Raw genomic sequence first — 18,310 nt, forward strand, 5'->3', positions numbered from 1 at the left:
CCTCTCCCTCGGGGAGAGGGCTAGGGTGAGGGGCTCTTAAAACGACACCTCCGCCGGCTGCGACAACCGCAGCACCGACAAATCCCCGGTAATACGCTTATACGCCAACCGAATCGCCTCGATATCGCTGCTACGTTTCGCACTGTTCTCATGCAAAATCACAATGACTTTAGTGCTCAAACGCTCCGGCTCCTTCGCGCCTTTATCGCTCCACTGCCCATAGGCATCAAGTACCGTGAAGCCATCGGGAAACCGCGGCGTCACTTCCTTGTCGAGAAACTCGCGCCAGCGCGCCGCGCTGACCGCGCCTTCCTTGCGATCGATCGATCCCACCGAGAAGTACAACTCAGTGCGCAACCACTGCGCCTGCGCCGGCCGTGAGGCATCGCCTTGCAGGGTTGAACTGGCGGGATCGTGGGTGTGAACGGAAGCAGGAGGAGGGCTGGCGCAACCGGCGACTGCGACGAACAGTGCCGCCAGTAAAAGACGTTGAGGCATGGAACATCCTTATTGATGATTGAGCGAACCCGGCGAGTATAAGGTCGCCGTTTCACCGTCAATAAAGACCTAAAAAGCAGGCTGCTAGGCGCTTCCGGAATAACCCTTGGGTCGCTGCGCAACGAACGATCCGAAAGCCTGTAGGAGCTGTCGAGTGAAACGAGGCTGCGATCTTTTGATCGTGTTTTTTTTACAAGACAAGATCAAAAGATCGCAGCGTTCCGCAGCTCCTACAGGGGCATCAGGGTGGGGGCGATGCCAATGCAATGCCGGCCGCTCCCAGCCGTTTGAGAATCTCGAACAGCAGATCACTCTTGGTCACCCCGACAATCCTCGGGCTGCCGACATAACCGGTCACCGTCAGCGTAATCCCGTCCGGCGACAACTTGCTGAAGCGCACAAACGACGCCGGTTTTTCGAGGATGGTTTCGTTCTCGTGGTAGGTGTTCAGCAGCAGATCCTTCACTGCCTCAGGATCGATATCCAGCGGAAAAACCAACTCCAGCGACGCGACACCCTGAGCGCTGCCGCCCAGCGTGACGTTGCGCAGATTCTGCGAGATCAACTGCGAGTTCGGCACGATCACAATCGAGCGATCGCTGAGCTGAATTTCGGTGGCGCGCACGTTGATCCGGCGGATATCACCCTCGACGCCGCTGATGCTGATCAAATCGCCCACCTTCACCGGCCGCTCGGTCAGCAGAATCAGACCGGAAACAAAGTTCTTCACGATCTCCTGCAAACCAAAACCAATACCCACCGACAGCGCACTGACGATCCACGCCAGGTTCGTCCACTGCACGCCCAACGACGACAGCGTCAGCAGAATCACGAACGCGTAACCGATGTTGGAAAACAGCGTGCTCAGTGACGCGCACATCCCCGGATCCATGTCGGTCTTGGGCAGGAATTCATTGTCGAGCCACCGACTCAGGGCGCGGATCAGCCAGATACCGATCAACAGCGCGAGTACCGCGTTAAGCAAATGCGAAGGGACGATGTTGAACTTGCGCAACCCGGCACCGCCGAGGATCGCCATGATGTTGGTCGCCAACTGCCCGAGCGTGGTGCCGATGCCACCGACAAACAACGCGATCACCGCCAGCAGCAACAGCGCCGCGCGGCTGAAACCGGACAATAGAATGGAGATCTGATCGAGGCGCCGATCGCCTATTCCCAGCAACTGTTTGAGCGCCTTGCCGCTCGCATGCTTGGGCGAGAACGCGTATTCGCAGCCGTCCTTGATCACCTGAATCAGCAAGTAAAAACCCGACAGCACAATGTAGGCCCAGACCACTTCATAGGTGATGAAACGGGCCAGCGATACGTAACCGGTGAGCAGCGCAATCGCCGAGACGAACATCGAAATACTGGCGATGGTGTACATCACCCCGGCGAACGTACTGTTCGCTTGCGTGTCATTGGCGGCGACCAACGCTTTGCGCACCTTGCCGACGCGCAGCAGCAGTGTCACCACAATCACCATGACCACAATCGATGTCACGCCGCGCCCGGTCAGAACGATCTGACTGCTCATGCCGGTGGCGTTGCACACCTGCACCAGCGTCACCAGCACCAGCAATGTGCCGGAAAGGATGCGTGGGAAGCGCTTCAGTGCCTGCGCGACCTGATCGTGAATGGCCGGCAAGCGCCACGATGGATGATCGATCGACAACAGCGCACGGCTCAGCCCGGTAATCAGCACGCAGGCGTACACAGCCTTCTCGAATTCCTCGGAAAACGTCGACAGCACCGGTGTCAGCGGCGCGTGACGGGTGAGCGCGTAATACAGCACATGCAAGGCGAGGGCGGTGGTCGCAATCGTCGCCAGCGCCGAAGCAAACGCCAGCGCACTGCGGCGCAAACGACCTTCCGGCATGCGGTGGATGCAAACCCAGGTCAGCCCACGCTCGGCCAGACGACGGCCGAACGTCCACACCACCAGTGCCAGCGCGAGCAACACCAGCGTATAAAAATACCGCCCCGGCGCCCACACCGTCGCCCAGGTGTCAGAAACTTGATCAACGAAAAAACTGAAACGCTGCCGATCATCCCGCGAAGGATTGACCAGCGGTGCCCAGAAGTCCGGGTTCAACACGCTCAGCGTGCCGAGCGTCAACTCGCTTTCAAGCAATGTGCGGCGGATGCCGGCGATCTGCGTGATCAGATCCGCCGCACTTTGCTTCAGCGCCGCCAGACTTTTCAGCGTGCCGTCGACTTTGTTTTTTTGCTCCGTCAGCGTCGCTCGCTGGGCGACGATATCCGCTTGCTCGGCGGCGATCTCGGTGTCCGGCGCTGCGCCCAAAACGCCCAGTTGCACGGTCAGTTGCGCCTGTTGCGGCAATAAAGCCGCCGACAATTTATCGACGTCCAGAATGAACGCCTGCACCCGATCCTGTGGGCCTTCGAGTTGGTTGTAATTGTTCGCGGCGGAGATTTGCTGTTTCAGGCCATCGAGGCGTTGTTGCAGGGCTTGCAGGTCACTTTGCGAAATGACCGGAAGCGGCGTGGCGGCGGTCGCGGCAGGTGCTGGCAGATCGGCGGCCCACAGCGATGGACTGCCGGCGGTGAGCAGCATGAATGCGATGAGAAACAACGACTTCAACGTGTTGCGCATGGGACAGACCGACTCTCGATGAACACACAGTCTAAGAGGTTAGGTGATCAGGCAGGTCGAGGGGAAAAAGTTTCAGGGCGGCCCACTTGCCGACGAGGACGGGTGTGCCGTGTGAGGCCTTGCGGTGCAGCAGGTGATGGCCTGAATCGAGCTGACAGTGGCCGCTTCTGCAGCGACTCACTGTCAGCATGATAAGCGACCCCTAAGACATCTCAGGCCCTTCGAGATGGTAAACCGTGGGTTCTGCGGAAAAGTAATCTTCCAGACCCTGCATGAACAGCCGATGGTCTTCGCTCGCTTCGAAGCCTGGTGTGTGATCCTCAAGTGATTGCCATTTCACGATCAGATTGAAAACGTCGGCGGTTTCGATCCCTTGCGCAAGCACGTGGCCCTTGTAGCCCTTGGCACGCATGAGCAACGGCGCGACCTCGGCAAACGCCGTTCTGAACCTTTCAATGTGTTGTTGGTGTATGGGAAGTACAGCGATCTCATAAATCATGCGATGTTCCTCGGGAAGGACTGAAACGATTTGAAGTTCACACTGGCGTGACGATCGAGGGCCTGACGTCGATCACGATCTTTCCTTGAACACCGTTGTTGGGCGTCTCAAGCAATTTGTGAGCGAGGGGCAGGTCGGCGAGTGAAAAGACCGCGCCAACGTGTGGGCGCAGCTGTCCGCGTGCGACCAGTGCGCTCAGCTCATCCAGTTTGCCGCGGTTCTGGCGGGTGAACACGAAGTGGATACTGGCGTTCTTGCCCCAGGCCTGAACGAGGTTTTGCGGTTGGGCGATGTCGACAATCGTCACGATGCGACCCAGTTGCGCGAGCGCGTCCGGGCTGCGCGACAGCGTGTTGCCACCGATGGTGTCGAACACCACATCGACCCCGCGGCCAGCCGTTTCGCGAAGGATGACGTCAACGTAGTCCTCTTTTTCGTAGTCGATGACGGTGTCGGCACCCAGGCTCCGAGCGAACTCGACATTGGTTTCACGCACGGTTGTGAACACTCTGGCGCCCATCGCTTTTGCCATTTGGATGGCCACATGCCCGACGCCGCCAGAGCCGCCGTGCACGAGGATACTTTCGCCGACTCGCAACGCCGCCCGGGTGACCAATGCCTCCCATGCCGTCCCGCCCACCAGCGTCAGACTTGCCGCCTCGAGATGGCTCAACGAAGGCGGTTTCTTGCCGATGATGGTTTCGGCGGCGACGTGGTACTCGGCGTAGCTGCCCGCACCGTCGAATATCTGCGGGGTGTACCAAACCTCGTCCCCTGGAGTAAACGCCGTTACTCCTGGCCCGACCGCTTCGACAACGCCTGAGACGTCGTGGCCGGTAATGCTCGGCAGCGATACCAGATCGGGATAATCGCCACGGCGGATCTGGTAATCCAAAGGATTGATGGAAGTCGCGTGGACTCGAACCAGCACTTGGCCCGCCTGCGGCAAGGGTTTGGGCACGTCGTGCAGCTCGAACGCGTCAGGGCCTCCGAAGGCTTTTAGCAACATCGCTTTCATGGTGTTTCCTCATATCTACAAAAAGGGATATCGAGATATCTCGATATATTGCGGTAAAAAAATCTACAGCTCTTTTCCTATGATCTCGGCCAGAACACTGATGGTTGCTTCATTGCGTTTGTAGTACGTCCACTGACCGATGCGCCTGACTTCGACCAGGCCCACACGTTGCAGAGTCGCCAGATAACCCGACACCGTTGACTGAGACAGCCCGATGCCTTCTTGAATGCTGCTGACGCAGACCCCAACCGTGTGAACGTCGCCCTCGTCCTGCGCGGGGAAGTTCTTCACGGGATCCTTGAGCCCCTTCAGGATTTGAAGGCGGGTAGGGTTTGAGAGCGCTTTGAATATTTCGAGTAAGTCCATGCGCCGAGGATATCGAGATTTATCGATATGTCAATGCGATGTTCGATGAGTTTTTTTGATGACGCGCCGGAACACAAAATCTTCAGGGCAGAAGGTGGAAGAGTTGTGGATCAAGCGCGTCAGCCCCTATTTCCAGCAGCGCGAGGGTGACCGGTAATTTGAAACGCCGCCGCCCGGCGCTGCCCGGATTCAAGTACAGCCGATCGCCGCGCCATTCGATCAAGGGTTTGTGCGAGTGGCCGGTGATGATGATTCGGGTGTGGCTATCGAGCAGAGCGGGAACATCGGCGATGTCGTGGGTCAGCAGGGTTGGCCAGCCGTTGAGGTTGAGGGTGAGGTGATCGGGGAGGTCGGTGGCCCAGGGCAGGTTCAGATCGTTGTTGCCGCGCACGGCGTGAACCGGGGCGATTTGCGCCAGTTGGCTGAGGATGTCAGCGCTGCCGATGTCGCCGCCGTGGAGGATCAGTTCGACGCCCTCGATCGCGGTTAACGCTTCGGGGCGCAGGAGGCCGTGAGTGTCGGAAATGATGGCGATTTTCATGGGGAACAGATTAGCAGGGTTGGTGTGGATGGCGGTGTTCAGCCGAAAATGCCAGAGTGCGCCTACGCCCCTTTAATGATCTGCCAAGGAACTTGCAATGCCCGCAGGAAAACGTGAACTAGCGCGAATAGAACGCCGGCTGATCACCACGCTGACCGAAGCGTGCGAAACGGCAAAAAGTGAAATCAAAGGCTTCACCTGGCTCACCCACACGGCTGACCTGAATGCACTGGCTGAAACACTGAAAGTGATTTGGGTGTTCGAAACCCTTGCCGACAGAAAGCTCGCCGAGGTTGGCGCAAAAGCACGGATCTTTGCACTGACGGCTATTGCGTTGGATGAAGCGGGTATTGAGCTGAAACTGACAGATCGCAATGTTCGCTTTGATTCTGAGCAGGAGTGCGAAAACGCTCAGGGTGGCGATTGGCAAAAGCGTCTGGCCAAAGGGTATTGAAGCTGGCTACAGAAATCGAAAACTCTTGTGGGCCTCAGAGCAGGATGTGATCGAGAGGATGTACCACGACTTGCTGTTGATGCCGTAAAGAATTAGACATGCGGCAGCGCTTGCATCAACTGTTCAACGACGTTGGCCTCGACAGCACCTTCACTGGTACCCGGCTCAAAAACAGCGCAACACGCTGATGCATCGCCCTCACGAACACGATAGACAGCGATAACACTGCCCGGCCCGCAACCTGTGTGCCCGCAGAGGGAATACCCGCCATCAATCGTCCCCTGCATCACACCAAAGCCATAGCCCGCAGTGATCCATGGGCGTCCGGGTATTGAGCCGCCCAATGTTCGCGCGGCCTGCATTGCCTGGCGCAAATTCGAGGAGAGCAAGTCAGTGCTGAGGAGGCGATCCAGAAATAGCGCTGCTTGCGAAACCGGTCCAGTCAGCAGACCGTGATAAACCCAGGCAGGGTCGTAATTCAAGGTGCTTCCAAGGTGAGTCGTTTGTAAGTCTGCGCGCGTTTTAGCGAAGCGAACATTCGACAGACCCAATGGTGAAATCGCCCGCTGTAGCACCGCCTCTTCAAGCGTCAGATCAGTTAGCCGCTCAATGAGCCTGCCGATGAGCAAGTAGCCAGCATTTGAGTAACGCCAACCGGTTCCGGGACTGTATCGAAGTCGAGCAGCGTCAAGCCGTTGCATCATTTCATCTGCCGACCAGGCCGAATCGTCATTCCTGACGGCTGCGTGATATTCCGCAAGTTCGCCGTAATCGGCCAGACCTGCTTCATGCCGCAGAAGCTGACGCAGCGTGAAAGGCTGATCAGTCACTGGCTCGTCTAACGTAGTCAGCCCATCTCGTACCAGCGACAGGGCTGTCGCCGCCAAAACTGTTTTGGTGAAGCTCCACCAAGGCACCGTCAGTTCTAATTGTTCAGGCGTTTGTACCTGACCATTTGATATGAGCGAGCTAAGCATTGGCTTCCCTGGGCTATTGAGTGAATCTGCAGGCCGACAAGATAGCTCACTCTCATTCTTTGTGACCCGATATCAATCCCAGTTCGAATGGTGTTCGGGCTCCCATTTCGTCAAGCCTCGGGCTTTCGACTAAGCTCGTTCGATCACGCGCTCAGGGGATCGATATGAAAGCCGTACTCCACACGATCAAGCACGAAGTCATGAAGGCCATTCCGCCGACCGTATTTTTCTTCATCATTCTGCACATCGTCGCCCTTATCCGTACGCTGATGATGAAGGGCACAGGCGTTTCGATGCCGGTCTCCACGTCAATCCTGATCGCGTCGCTGGTGCTCGGCAAATCCGTGCTGGTCGCAGACATGCTGCCGTTCATTAATCGCTTTCCGGAAAAGCCGCTGATCTGGAACGTCACCTGGAAAACGCTTATGTACGCGCTGGTGGCGCTGGTCGTTCATTATCTGGAGCGGCTGTATGAGTTCTGGAAAGAGGCACACAGCTTCATGGACGCGAACGCCACGTTGTGGACTTCGATGAACTGGCCACAATTCTGGGCAGTGCAGATTCTGCTGATTACCTTGATCTTCGTGTATTGCGTCTTTTCAGAACTGACGCGCGCATTGGGTCGAGATCGATTGAAGAGAATGTTCCTCGGCCCGCTGCCACCAGACATCAAAAAAGATTTGTAAGAAGGGAAGAGGCTAGGGCGTAGCGCCCTAGCCGATAGCAGAGGTTACTTTTTCTTCTTCGCCGGTTTGTCGGCCTTCTCTGATTTCTTGGCCTTTTCAGGCTTGCTATCAGCTTTCTTGGTGGCTTTCTTATCGGCCTTCTTATCGGCTTTTTTCGGTTCGGCGTCTTTTTTCTTGTCTTTCTTATCGGAAGATTTCGAAAGCGCCGAGGCTGCCGCTGATTTCTTTTCCGGTGACGACTTCTTGTCCTTCAAGTCCTTGCTGGCCTTGGAAGCTTCACCTTTGCTTTTCTTCTCGTCTTTAGCCACGTTGATCACCTCTCGGAGCATGCCGGTATTGGCACATTGCCTGTGGGAATACTCACAAGCTGATCATTAGGCGAGTGAGTATTGAGGCGGTTCAAATTTTATTGAAGGGTCGCGACAGGCTGTCGGCATGGGAAGATCAGTTTCAATGTTTGTGACTGTGTTTATTCTTGTGCTTGTGGTCATGACCGGAGTGATGGTCGTTATCGTCAGCCAGGTTATTGCCCACTGCACCGCCGGCTGCGCCGCCCAATCCCGCGCCGATCAGACCGCCAGTTGATCCGCCCAGACTGGCGCCAACGACCTGGCCACCCGCGGCGCCAATACCGCCGCCAATCGCGGCTTCAGTTTTCTTGCCGCTTTTTGCACTGATTGCACCCCCGGTTGCACCGCCAACCCCGGCACCGATTAACGCGCCAGTGCTTCCTCCGACCGACTGACCGACAACACTTCCAAGCGCACCACCGAGACCTCCGCCCAGTGCTGTGTTGGTGGTTTCACCGGCGACCGCGTAATGAGAAACAAACAGGCTTAATGCAACAACCGATAATGATCTGCGCATCGAACTCACCTCAAACTATTCAAATGAGCAGGAAAGTCTGTTGGCTCGAACTGAGCAGGTCAATGCGCATTCAGCCGTGCATTAATCTGGGTCAAGCAATTGCTGGGTAGGGGGACCGTTTATCGCGTAAGCCGTCAGATTCGTAGTGCGAGTTTTCAAGATCGACGGGGTGCGTATTTCGAGTTTCAAGATGATTTTCTGTGGCAAAAGCGGTCGTTGATGAGTGACTGCTTTCGGCCAAAAGCGGACACTTGATTCCGGGGTCGCTCAGCCACCCATCGGTCATTCAGGAATGGATATACCGGCATGAAGTAGCGCCGCGATAATAAACGTAGACTTTTTCTCCAGATACTCAGCCATCCCACCAATATTGCTCGACTCCAACTGAAACTTCAGCGCTTCATACTGCTGGCGGATCGAGGGATCGCGCCTAAGCAAATCTCTGAACCCAAGCATCTGGGTGATCGTAAGGTGGCCACGGGTACAAGCGTGGAGCTTGTGCGTGCGAATCCCATCCACATTACGCCGATAGAAATGATGCCCTTCCGATAGATTACTTCCTCGTACATATCCCAAACCCATCAACACCTCGTCCCGCGCCGAGGCATTGCGATGATCGTGAACCTCGATGAGCACATCGATCTCGGGCTTCGCTGCGAGCCCTGGAACAGAGGTGCTTCCAACGTGGTGTATGGCAATCAGCTCATCGCTAAAGGCCGAAGCGATGAGTGGTTTGTCTACCAGAAAGCGGGCGGGCCAAGTGGGATTGTAGGGAGTGATCTTGCTGGTCAATGCCATGTCCGTTCCTTGGCGAAAAATATCTAAAGCACCGAATTTTCCGTCAAAACATCTGCATCCGCCAGCGACTGATAACGAAACCTCGGCATTACGGCGGTTTAGCAGATCGAATTAGAATCTGGTCGAGGTTGGGTAGCTGTCCTGTCCAGCGTTTGCGTCTGGCCGAAAGCAGCCTGTCATCAACGACCACTTTCGGCCATTAGCAGGCATTCATGACTGACTTTAAAATTTCATATGCATGGCCATTTGCGACTAGCGTTACATTGTTACGTTATTCAGCGTAATTACCGTTCGTCGCCTCTTAACAGCAAGTGACGACAGTTCGCGGATTGCAGTTATTGACGAATCGAAAATACGCGAAAGGCTCTTTAGAAAACTTTCAACCTATTGTTATTACAAGTGTTTTTATATTTTTCAGACTGATTCACCTGAAAAACCCCCACCTGTCAGAGTCCTGAGCTTGTATTGCTCACGATAAAAATTGTTTCACTTGATCTCTGAAAATGAGCGTTTTTTTCTTATCGGATTGCGAATCCCTACTACCTTCAAATGGGCTTTTTTTGCGCTTTAGGCTTAGCGCATTCCTACTATGAAGGAGCGTAGAAGATGGTTTTGGAAAGTAACTCGACAGTGCATCGTCAACCACGAGGGGATTGGCGTTCCTTGAAATTGGCTGGTGCCACTTTTTCGTTGGTGGCAGCCATAGCATTGGCTTCGCAAGCCCTCGCGGCTGACGGGGAAAAACCAAAGCCTGCCTCGGAAGCCACCAAGGCGGCGAACAGTGCGTTGCTCAATGAGCTGCCGTTCAATGACAAGACGTCATTCGAACTGGCGCACAAAGGCTTTATTGCCCCGTTGCCATCGACAGTAATCAAGGGCTCTTCGGGCAATGTCATTTGGGATCCTGGTAAGTATAACTTTATCAAGGAGGGTGAGGCCGCACCGGACACCACCAATCCAAGTCTGTGGCGCCAGTCTCAACTGATCAACATTTCCGGGCTGTTCGAAGTCACCGATGGCATCTACCAGGTGCGTAACTACGATCTGTCCAACATGACCATCGTCGAGGGCAAGGACGGCATCACTGTTTTCGACCCACTGATCTCCACCGAAACAGCCAAGGCAGCACTCGAGCTTTACTATCAGCATCGGCCAAAGAAACCAGTCGTGGCCGTCATCTATACCCATAGCCATATCGACCATTACGGTGGTGTACGCGGTGTGGTGAACGAGGACGATGTTAAAGCCGGCAAGGTGAAGATTTATGCCCCTCTAGGCTTCATTGAACATGCGGTCGCCGAAAACGTGATGGCAGGCAATGCCATGAGTCGTCGCGCGAGCTACATGTACGGCAACCTGCTTCCCCCGACACCGACGGGCCAACTGGGCGCGGGTCTGGGCACCACCACATCAGCCGGTACGGTAACGCTTATTCCGCCAACCGACATTATCAAGACCACTGGCGAAACTCATGTCATTGATGGCCTGACCTATCAGTTCCTGTATGCACCTGGCAGCGAAGCGCCAGCTGAAATGCTTTATTACATCAAGGAAAAGAAAGCGCTAAACACTGCCGAAGACTCCACACATACGTTGCACAACACGTATTCGCTGCGTGGAGCGAAAATCCGCGATCCGTTGGCTTGGTCGAAATACTTGAACGAGACGCTGAAGTTGTGGGGCGATGATGTCCAGGTCATGTACGCCATGCATCACTGGCCAGTTTGGGGCAATAAAGAAGTACGCGAGCAACTGTCTTCTCAGCGCGACATGTACCGTTATATCAATGACGAAACCCTGCGCCTTGCCAACAAGGGCTACACCATGGTCGAGATCGCCGAGCAATTTAAATTGCCGAAAGGGATCGCCAATAAGTTCTCCAACCGTGGCTATTACGGTTCGGTGAACCACAACGTCAAAGCCACGTACGTTTTGTATCTGGGTTGGTTTAACGGTAATCCGGCAACGCTGAACGAACTCCCCCCGGAAGAAGGTGCCAAGCATTACGTGGAAATGATGGGGGGTGAAGAGGCGCTTCTGAAGAAGGCCAAAGAATACTTCGATAAGGGAGAGTTCCGCTGGGTCGCCGAAGTCGTTAACCATGCGGTATTCGCCAACCCGAGCAGTCAGGCAGCGAAGAACCTACAAGCGGATGCTCTTGAGCAGCTAGGTTACCAGGCGGAAAGTGGGCCTTGGCGCAACTTTTACCTCACCGGTGCCAAAGAACTGCGCGAAGGCGTAATGAAGTTGCCGACCCCGGACACTGCCAGCCCGGACACTGTGCGGGCGATGGATCTGGATCTGTTCTTCGATTTCTTGGCCATGCGCCTGAATGCGCCAAAAGCAGAAGACAAACGTCTGTCGCTCAATTTCGATTTCACCGATCTGAAGCAAAAATACTCGGTGGAAATGGAAAACGGTGTGCTCAACCACACGGAGGGGTTGGCAGCCAAAGACGCCGACGCGACGATCAGTTTGACCCGCGATACGCTGAACAAAATCGTGTTAAAGGAAACGACGCTAAAAGATGCTCTGGCTTCGGGTGATATCAAGGAAGAAGGAACCAAGGGCAAGCTGGAGGAACTGGTGTCCTATATGGATAACTTCGATTTCTGGTTCAACATCGTGACGCCATGAGGGGTTGATCAACGACCGTGAGAATGACGGCAGTTCGACTGCCGTCATATCAGCCAGACGAAACTCGCGTGGAACATCGAGCCCAGCCAGCTTTACCCCAACCCTAAACCTACAGCGAAACTGCCGCTCCAAACCATGCAGGGCATCACTCACTACTATGACCAAACATTAAAAAACGCTTTCTCGCGGGAGCTTGTCATCGCCAGCGCGCCTGGCCCCGGAGTACTTGTGGTACGACCGGCTATCACTGCGGTAAGTGCGCAAACAAAGGGCCTTCGTCCTTACCAAGTGATTCCGATTGCGTTGGTGGCGGCGGGTGTGAGCGCGGCGACTGGAATCCGCGACCAAGATACAAGTTTGGCCACGGAGGCTGTCTTTCTAGACGGAGGTGATAACAGAGTTGTCGCGGAGGTAGTGCGCAAAGGCGCGGGTGCAGATCTTGAAAACTCGGCCCAGGTCATGCAGGCGAATGACTTCAAAGCCGTACTTGATACCTGGGCGCAAGATCTTGCCAAGTCATTCCATTTACTCAAAAGCAAATAGTTAAATAAAGCGGTGGGAACATTGCTTCGGCCACCTTCGGGTGGCTGCTTCTGGCTGAAAGCCGGGGGGCACGAATGGCAGTTTTTGGCCGATAGCCGCCTGTCACGGAGGGCCTTTATCAACCTATTGAAGCCGAATCTGGAGTTGGCATACCCCAAGATTTAGATGGAAAAGACCGATTATAGAACGCGCTGTGAGGTAATTACAGATTGCTGACAGCTCTGGAGAAAATAGGTCTTCCCCTTTTCTCAAAGTAGCAACACAGGGAGGAGCTGCTTCAAAGCTCCTCCAATGTGCACAAGATTATTGTTTGATCCCGAGTGCGCTTTCTAATTCATTGATAATGGCTTTTTCGGTGAGCACGGCCATCTCCATCAAGATTTCCATTTTTTCAAAATTGTTTTTGTAGGAGAGCTTGTTTGTTGACCTTCCTGTGTGGGCAATTTGGTGTCGTGCTTTTAGCAGCTCTGCCAGGGTTAAGGCAGCTTGCTGATTTGTTAAGTTTTTAGATTTCCAGTGAGTGGTTGTATATTCTACACCAAGAGTATCTTTGAAAAGTTTATTAATGTTTTCTACGTTTGGGGTATTGAATTTTTTCAAAGCCTCATCGAGCCTGGCTTTGGCAATGCTTTTGAATACTTTGCCATTTTCCGATTTTTCAATTTTTTTAAATCCGAAGCCTGCCAGATCCTCTATAAAAACCTGCCAAAAAGCAATTAATTGGAATACGTAAGACTGGTTTAAGAAATCGATTTTTAGATCTATTCGCTTTGCGTCGCAGCTGATTAAATCGTTTTGGATGTGTTGAATATATTTAATTTTAACCAGGTTTTTGCTGAAACGCATGGACGGTGTTTTTTCGAGATTGAGAGTACTAAGTATCATGACGGGCACCGGCATTATCAATAGGATTGTTGTGCTTTGTTTCTTTAATCTCTGTCGCGCATGGGTAAATGGCAAGCTTTCATGTTTACGTCGAGTTCAATAGATATCTTGCAGGAGGGTACTTTTTTACAGAGTGGTAGTCTAGTGCGCTACATCCCTAATAATCTGCGAACGACTGCCGCCGATCGATTGCTTTCTGTAGCGAGGGCAGAAAACGACCGAGGCTGTGTAAAAACGTTGTGGAGCTGGTTTGACGGTCAGAAACAGAGCGAAAATCCCGTTTCTAAGCAAATTTCAGCTCCGCTACTTCACCAAGTACGTGCAGATTTTGCGTAGCAACGCGAGCTTAAAATCGGTGTCCGCGTTTTTACACAGCTTGGGCCCAAAGCGGCCGGTTGACTCCGGCCGTAACCGGCCGAAAGTGAACACTCTCCTGTTGTAGATTCCATTCCTAAACCTGACGCTTGAAACTGTCTGTGACATTAGGGGGCGACTGCCTCAATACCCATATCTCAACCTATGCTTTTTGTAAGTGATAAGTCTGAAACAGTTCGCCATCAAATTCCTTTCTAACAATAACTCTATGCGTGAGCCCGTCAATATCCATCACGCCGTTGGCGCACAGTACGTAAACGTCGTAGATCAAGTGCTATGAGGAATAGAGATTTTTTAATCTCTTGATTTTGCTGCTTGTTAATGTATTACAGAAAACATTAAAATGCCATCACTTACTAGGAGGTTCAATCTGATGGAACGCTTCTCTGAAAACGTAACGAGGCATACTGAGTTTTCTCATAAAAACTATTGGAAGGCAATCGAGTGGTTGCGTGACCAAGGGCTAAATGTCAATAGCTCCAGATACGTAGCCATCATGCGCGACCTTGGCGAGTTCGGCATAGGGCAATATCCAGCAGAATTGATTTGGGGGATGTCAGAGGTAGACACTCTTTATCGCGTGTACCTAGACGTACTGAAAGAGCAGGAGATTGGCAAGAAGAACGTCAGACAGCTACTAAATGGAACAAAGTTCCTCAAGGATGAGAAGCTTGGGGGGTCGGAGAATAGCCGAAACTATCTATTTGAGCTAATTTTGGCAGGAGTTTTTTCAGAATCCGGTGCCGAGATTGATTTCGACACCGTAGCTGACTTTAAATTTCCACTCCCAATGGGAAGCATTGGTTACGTTGAATGCAAACGGGTATCCAGCGACACCAAGCTGGAAGACAATATAGATGAGGCTCATGACCAGATCCAATTGCGTTGCACTGAAAAAGATGTCGGAATTGTGGGGATAGATCTTAGCAGGTTAATGTGGAAGCACTTTAAGGAACAGCTGATTGTCTCTAGCCTTCAAGATATCGGCCCATATCTCAAAACAGCGTTTAAGAAGATTACTGAGCACGTAACTGGCAGGTACGAATTCAACAACAGCGTAATGATAATTGGCTATTACTGCATTCCATTTGTAAACGTCACTGACGAAAGTATTCAGTTCTACAGAGGCATGGAGATAGACTTGAAATATCATGAAAGACACATCCATCCGCCATTCAATCACACATTTAGGCATCGAGCCGGACTTGCGCTATGGATGAAGGATCATCTAAAGCTTTCTTTGAGCAGCTAGGGCATCCGTGCCGTTGAACTAGCATTAGGTGTAGATGCTCAATGACTGCTTCTGGCCGAAAGCAGCCAGTCGCTGACAGCCAAATTTGGCTGCCAGCTTTTCTTCCTGCCAAAGCGAACCTCGTTCTCAAGGTTGTTGCAGCCCCGACGAGAGTTGCAATGGGTTCGCCTGCTGAACGCTACAAACACGCCTGCTTACATGGTTCTGCCGATGGCTTGCTCGTAGTAGGAAAGGAAATGCTGCCACTGCGACTCATCCCAGAAAGAATGCCGTCTGAGTTGAGGAATATCGTGACGCGCTGCGCCCATGGCCGTGGCGCGACCGCGAGATTTTTCCAGGTCGAGCAACGCCAGTTCGAAGTCGAAGTCTGCGTCGGTAATCGATGCCTTGATAAAGATGTGCTTGGAACGCATGCAACCGTGCTGCCATTTGCCTGAGTGCATCCGCGCCAGCATTTGCGCTAAACGTTCAAAAAGTCGCTGATGCTGCTCTGTCGTCAACATGCTTGCAGCGCCTTGGCTATACCAGGTATCCAGATCGATGAAGCCACCGAGGTCTTCGGTCACCAAAACACCTTGCCATGTGCCTTGGACTTTTCTCGCACCGTAAAAAACCGGCCTTGGCGCGTTCACGCCCAGTTCCTCGAGCCTGGAAAGGGCAATACCTTCGCGCAGAGCGGTGGGCCGTCCAGTGGGGTAGCGGAGACTGCGAAACAGGTGACCGGTCTGACGCTTCACGAAGAACGTCCTGTTATCGTGAACGATCAGTTGGACGCCGCTGGTGCCGCTCCGGCGCACATTCGGTGGTTCCACCCACGACCCGGACGTACCCCACCAAAATTCAAACTCATCGCGTGCCCGGCCCATTGTGTGCTCCATTTATTGTAGAAATCTGTTTGCGTGCGACGATTGCATTATGGTCGCAATAGCACCTCAGTCTATTGGTGGACGTCAATAGTTCCCCGTCATTCGCAGATGTTAGTGCTTGGTTTTGGCTTTTACGCAACTACGTGGCGAATATGGGCAATGGGAGGGATACTCCCAAGTCTCAAGACATCACGGAAGGAGTTGCTTGAATGGAGTGCCTGATTCGAATCGCAATGAATGCGGACGCTGCCGCCATCAGCCAGATCATCATTGGCACCCTTCGCGAGTCCAATGTTCAGGACTATTCAGCCGAAATCATCAACCAAGTGGAACTGAGCTTTTCTCCACAAGCAATCCTCTGTTTGATGACGCAGCGTCAGGTGTTCGTCGCCCTGCTCGAACATCGTATTGTTGCAACGGCCAGTCTTGATCACGACGTTGTTCGAAGTGTGTTTGTCGACCCGGCTTATCAAGGGAAGGGCATCGGGAGACAGCTGATGAAAAGCATTCAATCAAGCGCCATTGCTGAAGGGCGCAACTTGCTGCGTGTCCCTTCTTCGATCACGGCTGAGGGCTTTTATGCTTCGCTTGGCTTTATAAAAATCCGAGACGCATTTCACGAGTCCGAGCGCACGATCATCATGTCGAAGACGTTGGATGTGTAGCTTGACTGTATGAACTCAAATGAGGATCGGTATCACGGCTGAAAAGCTTTGAAGTGGCGACGGCAAGTCGCCACTGAACGGGATTACTCAGTCCGTAACTTCAACCCTGTCCAACGCCCGATTCACCGCCAATTCTCCAAGCATCACCACCTGCGCAATGCCCAGCAACGTCCTGCGAATCGGGCCTTCTACCAACCCCGCAACATCACCCAGCATGATGGAGGCCGAGGCCAGTGATTCGGATGCGTTAACCAGTAATGACTCGGTGTCCGTTTCCGGATTCACCAAAAACATCGTACTCGTCTGATACGGCGCAGCCATGATCGCCGCAGTCGGGTTGAGGTAATGATCGAGCGCGCGCTCAGCTGCGTCGTGCATTTTTCTGGAATCGAGCGATTCGTACGGAGAGGTCGGATCAGTGTCTGGAGGGTTCGGCGTTATCTTGAACATGTTCTTCATTTTCCATTTGTGTGGCCGCCACTCCGAGCTACTAAACAGGGGGTGGCAGCTGTGCGCAGGTTAGTAGACCGGGGAAAAGAAGAAAGCCGGCGCGCCCGAAGGCGCCCTACACACAGCCGCCATCAAGTGCAGGTACGCGAATACCTTTCTGACGACGTTTGTGCACTTTCATTTACCACGGGCTACTAAACCCGATCACTGGGAATCAGTGACGCGAATCAAGTTAACGGTGGCCCGCAAAGCGCACAAGCCGGCGGATTCTGGCGTAGTCGTAGGCAAAGGCGCAAGGTGTTGTAGCCTTTCGGGCGTAACGTCAAGTGTCCTTAAACACGACGCGAAAAACGTTAAACACACTCCTACTCAGCCGAACCACAACCCCGTCAAAGCGTCGTAATCTGCCCATTTCGATCCAGCTCATACACCTTGTTCCCCTGCAATTTCTCCTTCAGCCAACGCTCCGCTTTGCCCAGCGGACGTTGCCGCGCCCAGAGCAAATCCACGCCAATCTGCCAGTCCGTGTGCGGATACGCCGTGAGCTGCAACTCGACCAATTCACCTTTGGCCAGTTCACGTTGAATCAGCTGCCGGGGCAGGGTGGCCCAGCCGAGTCCGGCGCGCACCATTTCCAAGAGTGCCAGATAACTTTCCGCTTGCCACAACTGCGTCGAGCGCAGGTATTCGCTGCTCGGCAGTTTGCTTGCGTGGGCGCTGAAGGCGAGGCGGCGGTGGACGTGCAGGTCGTCGAAGGTAACGTTGTCGAGTTGCGCCAGCGGGTGATCCGGGTGGCAGACGTGCAGCATGATCAGTTTGCCCAGTTGCTGGAACGCCACTTCTTCGGGGTAGCCCGGTTGGGAGAAGGCGACGCCGAGCACGGCTTGGCCGCTGCTGACCAGTTCGCTGACGTCGCCGTGCACCGGGTGGCGGATGATCAGGTCGACGAAGGGGAAGGCCTGCTCGAAGGCTTTGAGTACCGGCATGATCGGGCCGTACGGCGTTTCGATTGCGAGTGTCAGGCTGGGTTCGACGTTGTCCGAGAGGCAGTCGGCGTGGGCTTCGAAGGTCATGCAACGTTCGAGCACGGCTTCAGCCTGGATCAGCAGTTTGTGGCCGCTGGCGGTGAGGGTGGGGCTGCGGTTGCTGCGGTCGAACAGGTCGACGCCAAGATCAGTTTCGAGGTTGGCAATCGCTGCGCTGATGGTCGATTGCGTCTTGCCGAGTTTGCGCCCGGCAGCGGAGAACGAACCGCTTTTGACCACTTGGACGAACATCAACAGTTGATCGAGTGAGAAGCGCAAGCGATGAACTCC

At 53.8% G+C, this 18,310-nt stretch carries 19 protein-coding genes and 1 pseudogene; 6 read left to right on the plus strand and 14 right to left on the minus strand.

The features are described from left to right. Positions 1 to 36: 36 nt before the first annotated feature. From ACIOMO_RS01280 to ACIOMO_RS01305, 6 genes are all read right to left on the minus strand, one after another. Positions 37 to 498: a DUF3574 domain-containing protein gene (locus ACIOMO_RS01280; RefSeq protein ID WP_401237598.1), complete on the minus strand. Its 462-nt coding sequence runs from the start codon at positions 496 to 498 to the stop codon at positions 37 to 39. Between the two features lie 241 nt (positions 499 to 739). After that, complete coding sequence (locus ACIOMO_RS01285; protein WP_401237599.1) at positions 740 to 3,115, minus strand: DUF3772 domain-containing protein; 2,376 nt, start codon at positions 3,113 to 3,115, stop codon at positions 740 to 742. 202 nt (positions 3,116 to 3,317) lie between these two features. Further along, a complete protein-coding gene (locus tag ACIOMO_RS01290; protein WP_053119586.1) occupies positions 3,318 to 3,614 on the minus strand; it encodes an antibiotic biosynthesis monooxygenase in 297 nt (98 codons plus the stop codon). A 37-nt stretch (positions 3,615 to 3,651) separates the two neighbouring features. Continuing rightward, positions 3,652 to 4,632: a zinc-dependent alcohol dehydrogenase family protein gene (locus ACIOMO_RS01295; RefSeq protein ID WP_401237601.1), complete on the minus strand. Its 981-nt coding sequence runs from the start codon at positions 4,630 to 4,632 to the stop codon at positions 3,652 to 3,654. 63 nt (positions 4,633 to 4,695) lie between these two features. Next, positions 4,696 to 4,998, minus strand: coding sequence for a helix-turn-helix transcriptional regulator (locus ACIOMO_RS01300; RefSeq protein WP_053119590.1), 303 nt, complete (start codon positions 4,996 to 4,998; stop codon positions 4,696 to 4,698). Between the two features lie 82 nt (positions 4,999 to 5,080). Then, positions 5,081 to 5,539, minus strand: coding sequence for a metallophosphoesterase family protein (locus ACIOMO_RS01305; protein ID WP_401237603.1), 459 nt, complete (start codon positions 5,537 to 5,539; stop codon positions 5,081 to 5,083). Positions 5,540 to 5,636: 97 nt separating this feature from the next. On the opposite strand from ACIOMO_RS01305, the gene ACIOMO_RS01310 reads away from it, so the two are divergent. Continuing rightward, the gene (locus ACIOMO_RS01310) at positions 5,637 to 5,993 is read left to right on the plus strand and encodes a hypothetical protein (RefSeq protein WP_053119594.1); all 357 of its coding nucleotides are present in this window, start codon (positions 5,637 to 5,639) and stop codon (positions 5,991 to 5,993) included. A 92-nt stretch (positions 5,994 to 6,085) separates the two neighbouring features. On the opposite strand, the gene ACIOMO_RS01315 is transcribed toward ACIOMO_RS01310, so the two are convergent. Then, positions 6,086 to 6,970 carry a serine hydrolase domain-containing protein gene (locus ACIOMO_RS01315; RefSeq protein WP_401237605.1) on the minus strand — a complete coding sequence of 295 codons (885 nt, stop codon included), beginning with the start codon at positions 6,968 to 6,970 and terminating at the stop codon, positions 6,086 to 6,088. Between the two features lie 164 nt (positions 6,971 to 7,134). On the opposite strand from ACIOMO_RS01315, the gene ACIOMO_RS01320 reads away from it, so the two are divergent. Further along, positions 7,135 to 7,656 carry a hypothetical protein gene (locus ACIOMO_RS01320; RefSeq protein WP_401237606.1) on the plus strand — a complete coding sequence of 174 codons (522 nt, stop codon included), beginning with the start codon at positions 7,135 to 7,137 and terminating at the stop codon, positions 7,654 to 7,656. Positions 7,657 to 7,700: 44 nt separating this feature from the next. Here the strand turns inward: ACIOMO_RS01320 and ACIOMO_RS01325 are convergent, their stop codons facing one another. The 3 genes from ACIOMO_RS01325 to ACIOMO_RS01335 form a co-directional block, all read right to left on the minus strand. Further along, positions 7,701 to 7,973 carry a hypothetical protein gene (locus ACIOMO_RS01325; protein ID WP_212546112.1) on the minus strand — a complete coding sequence of 91 codons (273 nt, stop codon included), beginning with the start codon at positions 7,971 to 7,973 and terminating at the stop codon, positions 7,701 to 7,703. A 133-nt stretch (positions 7,974 to 8,106) separates the two neighbouring features. Beyond that, positions 8,107 to 8,523, minus strand: coding sequence for a glycine zipper domain-containing protein (locus ACIOMO_RS01330; protein WP_212546062.1), 417 nt, complete (start codon positions 8,521 to 8,523; stop codon positions 8,107 to 8,109). 282 nt (positions 8,524 to 8,805) lie between these two features. Then, the gene (locus tag ACIOMO_RS01335) at positions 8,806 to 9,321 is read right to left on the minus strand and encodes a GrpB family protein (protein WP_401237608.1); all 516 of its coding nucleotides are present in this window, start codon (positions 9,319 to 9,321) and stop codon (positions 8,806 to 8,808) included. Positions 9,322 to 9,927: 606 nt separating this feature from the next. Here ACIOMO_RS01335 and ACIOMO_RS01340 point away from each other — a divergent pair. Both ACIOMO_RS01340 and ACIOMO_RS01345 read left to right on the plus strand, forming a co-directional pair. Next, positions 9,928 to 11,958, plus strand: a complete 2,031-nt coding sequence (locus ACIOMO_RS01340) for an alkyl/aryl-sulfatase (protein WP_082341436.1) — start codon at positions 9,928 to 9,930, stop codon at positions 11,956 to 11,958. 75 nt (positions 11,959 to 12,033) lie between these two features. Beyond that, positions 12,034 to 12,501 (plus strand): annotated as a pseudogene (locus tag ACIOMO_RS01345) (DUF3313 domain-containing protein); the annotation flags it as partial. 303 nt (positions 12,502 to 12,804) lie between these two features. On the opposite strand, the gene ACIOMO_RS01350 reads toward ACIOMO_RS01345, so the two are convergent. Beyond that, a complete protein-coding gene (locus ACIOMO_RS01350; RefSeq protein WP_401237609.1) occupies positions 12,805 to 13,347 on the minus strand; it encodes a HEPN domain-containing protein in 543 nt (180 codons plus the stop codon). A gap of 787 nt (positions 13,348 to 14,134) precedes the next feature. Between ACIOMO_RS01350 and ACIOMO_RS01355 the strand changes: the two genes are divergently transcribed. After that, positions 14,135 to 15,013: a hypothetical protein gene (locus ACIOMO_RS01355; protein WP_401237611.1), complete on the plus strand. Its 879-nt coding sequence runs from the start codon at positions 14,135 to 14,137 to the stop codon at positions 15,011 to 15,013. A gap of 194 nt (positions 15,014 to 15,207) precedes the next feature. Here the strand turns inward: ACIOMO_RS01355 and ACIOMO_RS01360 are convergent, their stop codons facing one another. Further along, positions 15,208 to 15,879 carry a lipopolysaccharide kinase InaA family protein gene (locus ACIOMO_RS01360; RefSeq protein ID WP_212546055.1) on the minus strand — a complete coding sequence of 224 codons (672 nt, stop codon included), beginning with the start codon at positions 15,877 to 15,879 and terminating at the stop codon, positions 15,208 to 15,210. Between the two features lie 209 nt (positions 15,880 to 16,088). Between ACIOMO_RS01360 and ACIOMO_RS01365 the strand changes: the two genes are divergently transcribed. Next, the gene (locus ACIOMO_RS01365) at positions 16,089 to 16,544 is read left to right on the plus strand and encodes a GNAT family N-acetyltransferase (RefSeq protein ID WP_401237613.1); all 456 of its coding nucleotides are present in this window, start codon (positions 16,089 to 16,091) and stop codon (positions 16,542 to 16,544) included. Between the two features lie 87 nt (positions 16,545 to 16,631). Here the strand turns inward: ACIOMO_RS01365 and ACIOMO_RS01370 are convergent, their stop codons facing one another. Further along, on the minus strand, positions 16,632 to 16,994 hold the full coding sequence (locus ACIOMO_RS01370) for a DUF6124 family protein (RefSeq protein WP_401237615.1): 363 nt from the start codon (positions 16,992 to 16,994) through the stop codon (positions 16,632 to 16,634). A 389-nt stretch (positions 16,995 to 17,383) separates the two neighbouring features. Next, the gene (locus tag ACIOMO_RS01375) at positions 17,384 to 18,298 is read right to left on the minus strand and encodes a LysR family transcriptional regulator (RefSeq protein WP_401237617.1); all 915 of its coding nucleotides are present in this window, start codon (positions 18,296 to 18,298) and stop codon (positions 17,384 to 17,386) included. Positions 18,299 to 18,310 lie beyond the last annotated feature (12 nt).

Origin of the sequence: Pseudomonas sp. NPDC087804, from assembly GCF_044742965.1 — a bacterium.
GTDB lineage: Bacteria > Pseudomonadota > Gammaproteobacteria > Pseudomonadales > Pseudomonadaceae > Aquipseudomonas > Aquipseudomonas rustica.

Bases quoted from the DNA above. Each gene is read 5' to 3' on its own strand.
- ACIOMO_RS01280 (WP_401237598.1), bottom strand. From the start codon at position 498: ATGCCTCAACGTCTTTTACTGGCGGCACTGTTCGTCGCAGTCGCCGGT.
- ACIOMO_RS01285 (WP_401237599.1), bottom strand. From the start codon at position 3,115: ATGCGCAACACGTTGAAGTCGTTGTTTCTCATCGCATTCATGCTGCTC.
- ACIOMO_RS01290 (WP_053119586.1), bottom strand. From the start codon at position 3,614: ATGATTTATGAGATCGCTGTACTTCCCATACACCAACAACACATTGAA.
- ACIOMO_RS01295 (WP_401237601.1), bottom strand. From the start codon at position 4,632: ATGAAAGCGATGTTGCTAAAAGCCTTCGGAGGCCCTGACGCGTTCGAG.
- ACIOMO_RS01300 (WP_053119590.1), bottom strand. From the start codon at position 4,998: ATGGACTTACTCGAAATATTCAAAGCGCTCTCAAACCCTACCCGCCTT.
- ACIOMO_RS01305 (WP_401237603.1), bottom strand. From the start codon at position 5,539: ATGAAAATCGCCATCATTTCCGACACTCACGGCCTCCTGCGCCCCGAA.
- ACIOMO_RS01310 (WP_053119594.1), top strand. From the start codon at position 5,637: ATGCCCGCAGGAAAACGTGAACTAGCGCGAATAGAACGCCGGCTGATC.
- ACIOMO_RS01315 (WP_401237605.1), bottom strand. From the start codon at position 6,970: ATGCTTAGCTCGCTCATATCAAATGGTCAGGTACAAACGCCTGAACAA.
- ACIOMO_RS01320 (WP_401237606.1), top strand. From the start codon at position 7,135: ATGAAAGCCGTACTCCACACGATCAAGCACGAAGTCATGAAGGCCATT.
- ACIOMO_RS01330 (WP_212546062.1), bottom strand. From the start codon at position 8,523: ATGCGCAGATCATTATCGGTTGTTGCATTAAGCCTGTTTGTTTCTCAT.
- ACIOMO_RS01335 (WP_401237608.1), bottom strand. From the start codon at position 9,321: ATGGCATTGACCAGCAAGATCACTCCCTACAATCCCACTTGGCCCGCC.
- ACIOMO_RS01340 (WP_082341436.1), top strand. From the start codon at position 9,928: ATGGTTTTGGAAAGTAACTCGACAGTGCATCGTCAACCACGAGGGGAT.
- ACIOMO_RS01350 (WP_401237609.1), bottom strand. From the start codon at position 13,347: ATGCGTTTCAGCAAAAACCTGGTTAAAATTAAATATATTCAACACATC.
- ACIOMO_RS01355 (WP_401237611.1), top strand. From the start codon at position 14,135: ATGGAACGCTTCTCTGAAAACGTAACGAGGCATACTGAGTTTTCTCAT.
- ACIOMO_RS01360 (WP_212546055.1), bottom strand. From the start codon at position 15,879: ATGGGCCGGGCACGCGATGAGTTTGAATTTTGGTGGGGTACGTCCGGG.
- ACIOMO_RS01365 (WP_401237613.1), top strand. From the start codon at position 16,089: ATGGAGTGCCTGATTCGAATCGCAATGAATGCGGACGCTGCCGCCATC.
- ACIOMO_RS01370 (WP_401237615.1), bottom strand. From the start codon at position 16,994: ATGTTCAAGATAACGCCGAACCCTCCAGACACTGATCCGACCTCTCCG.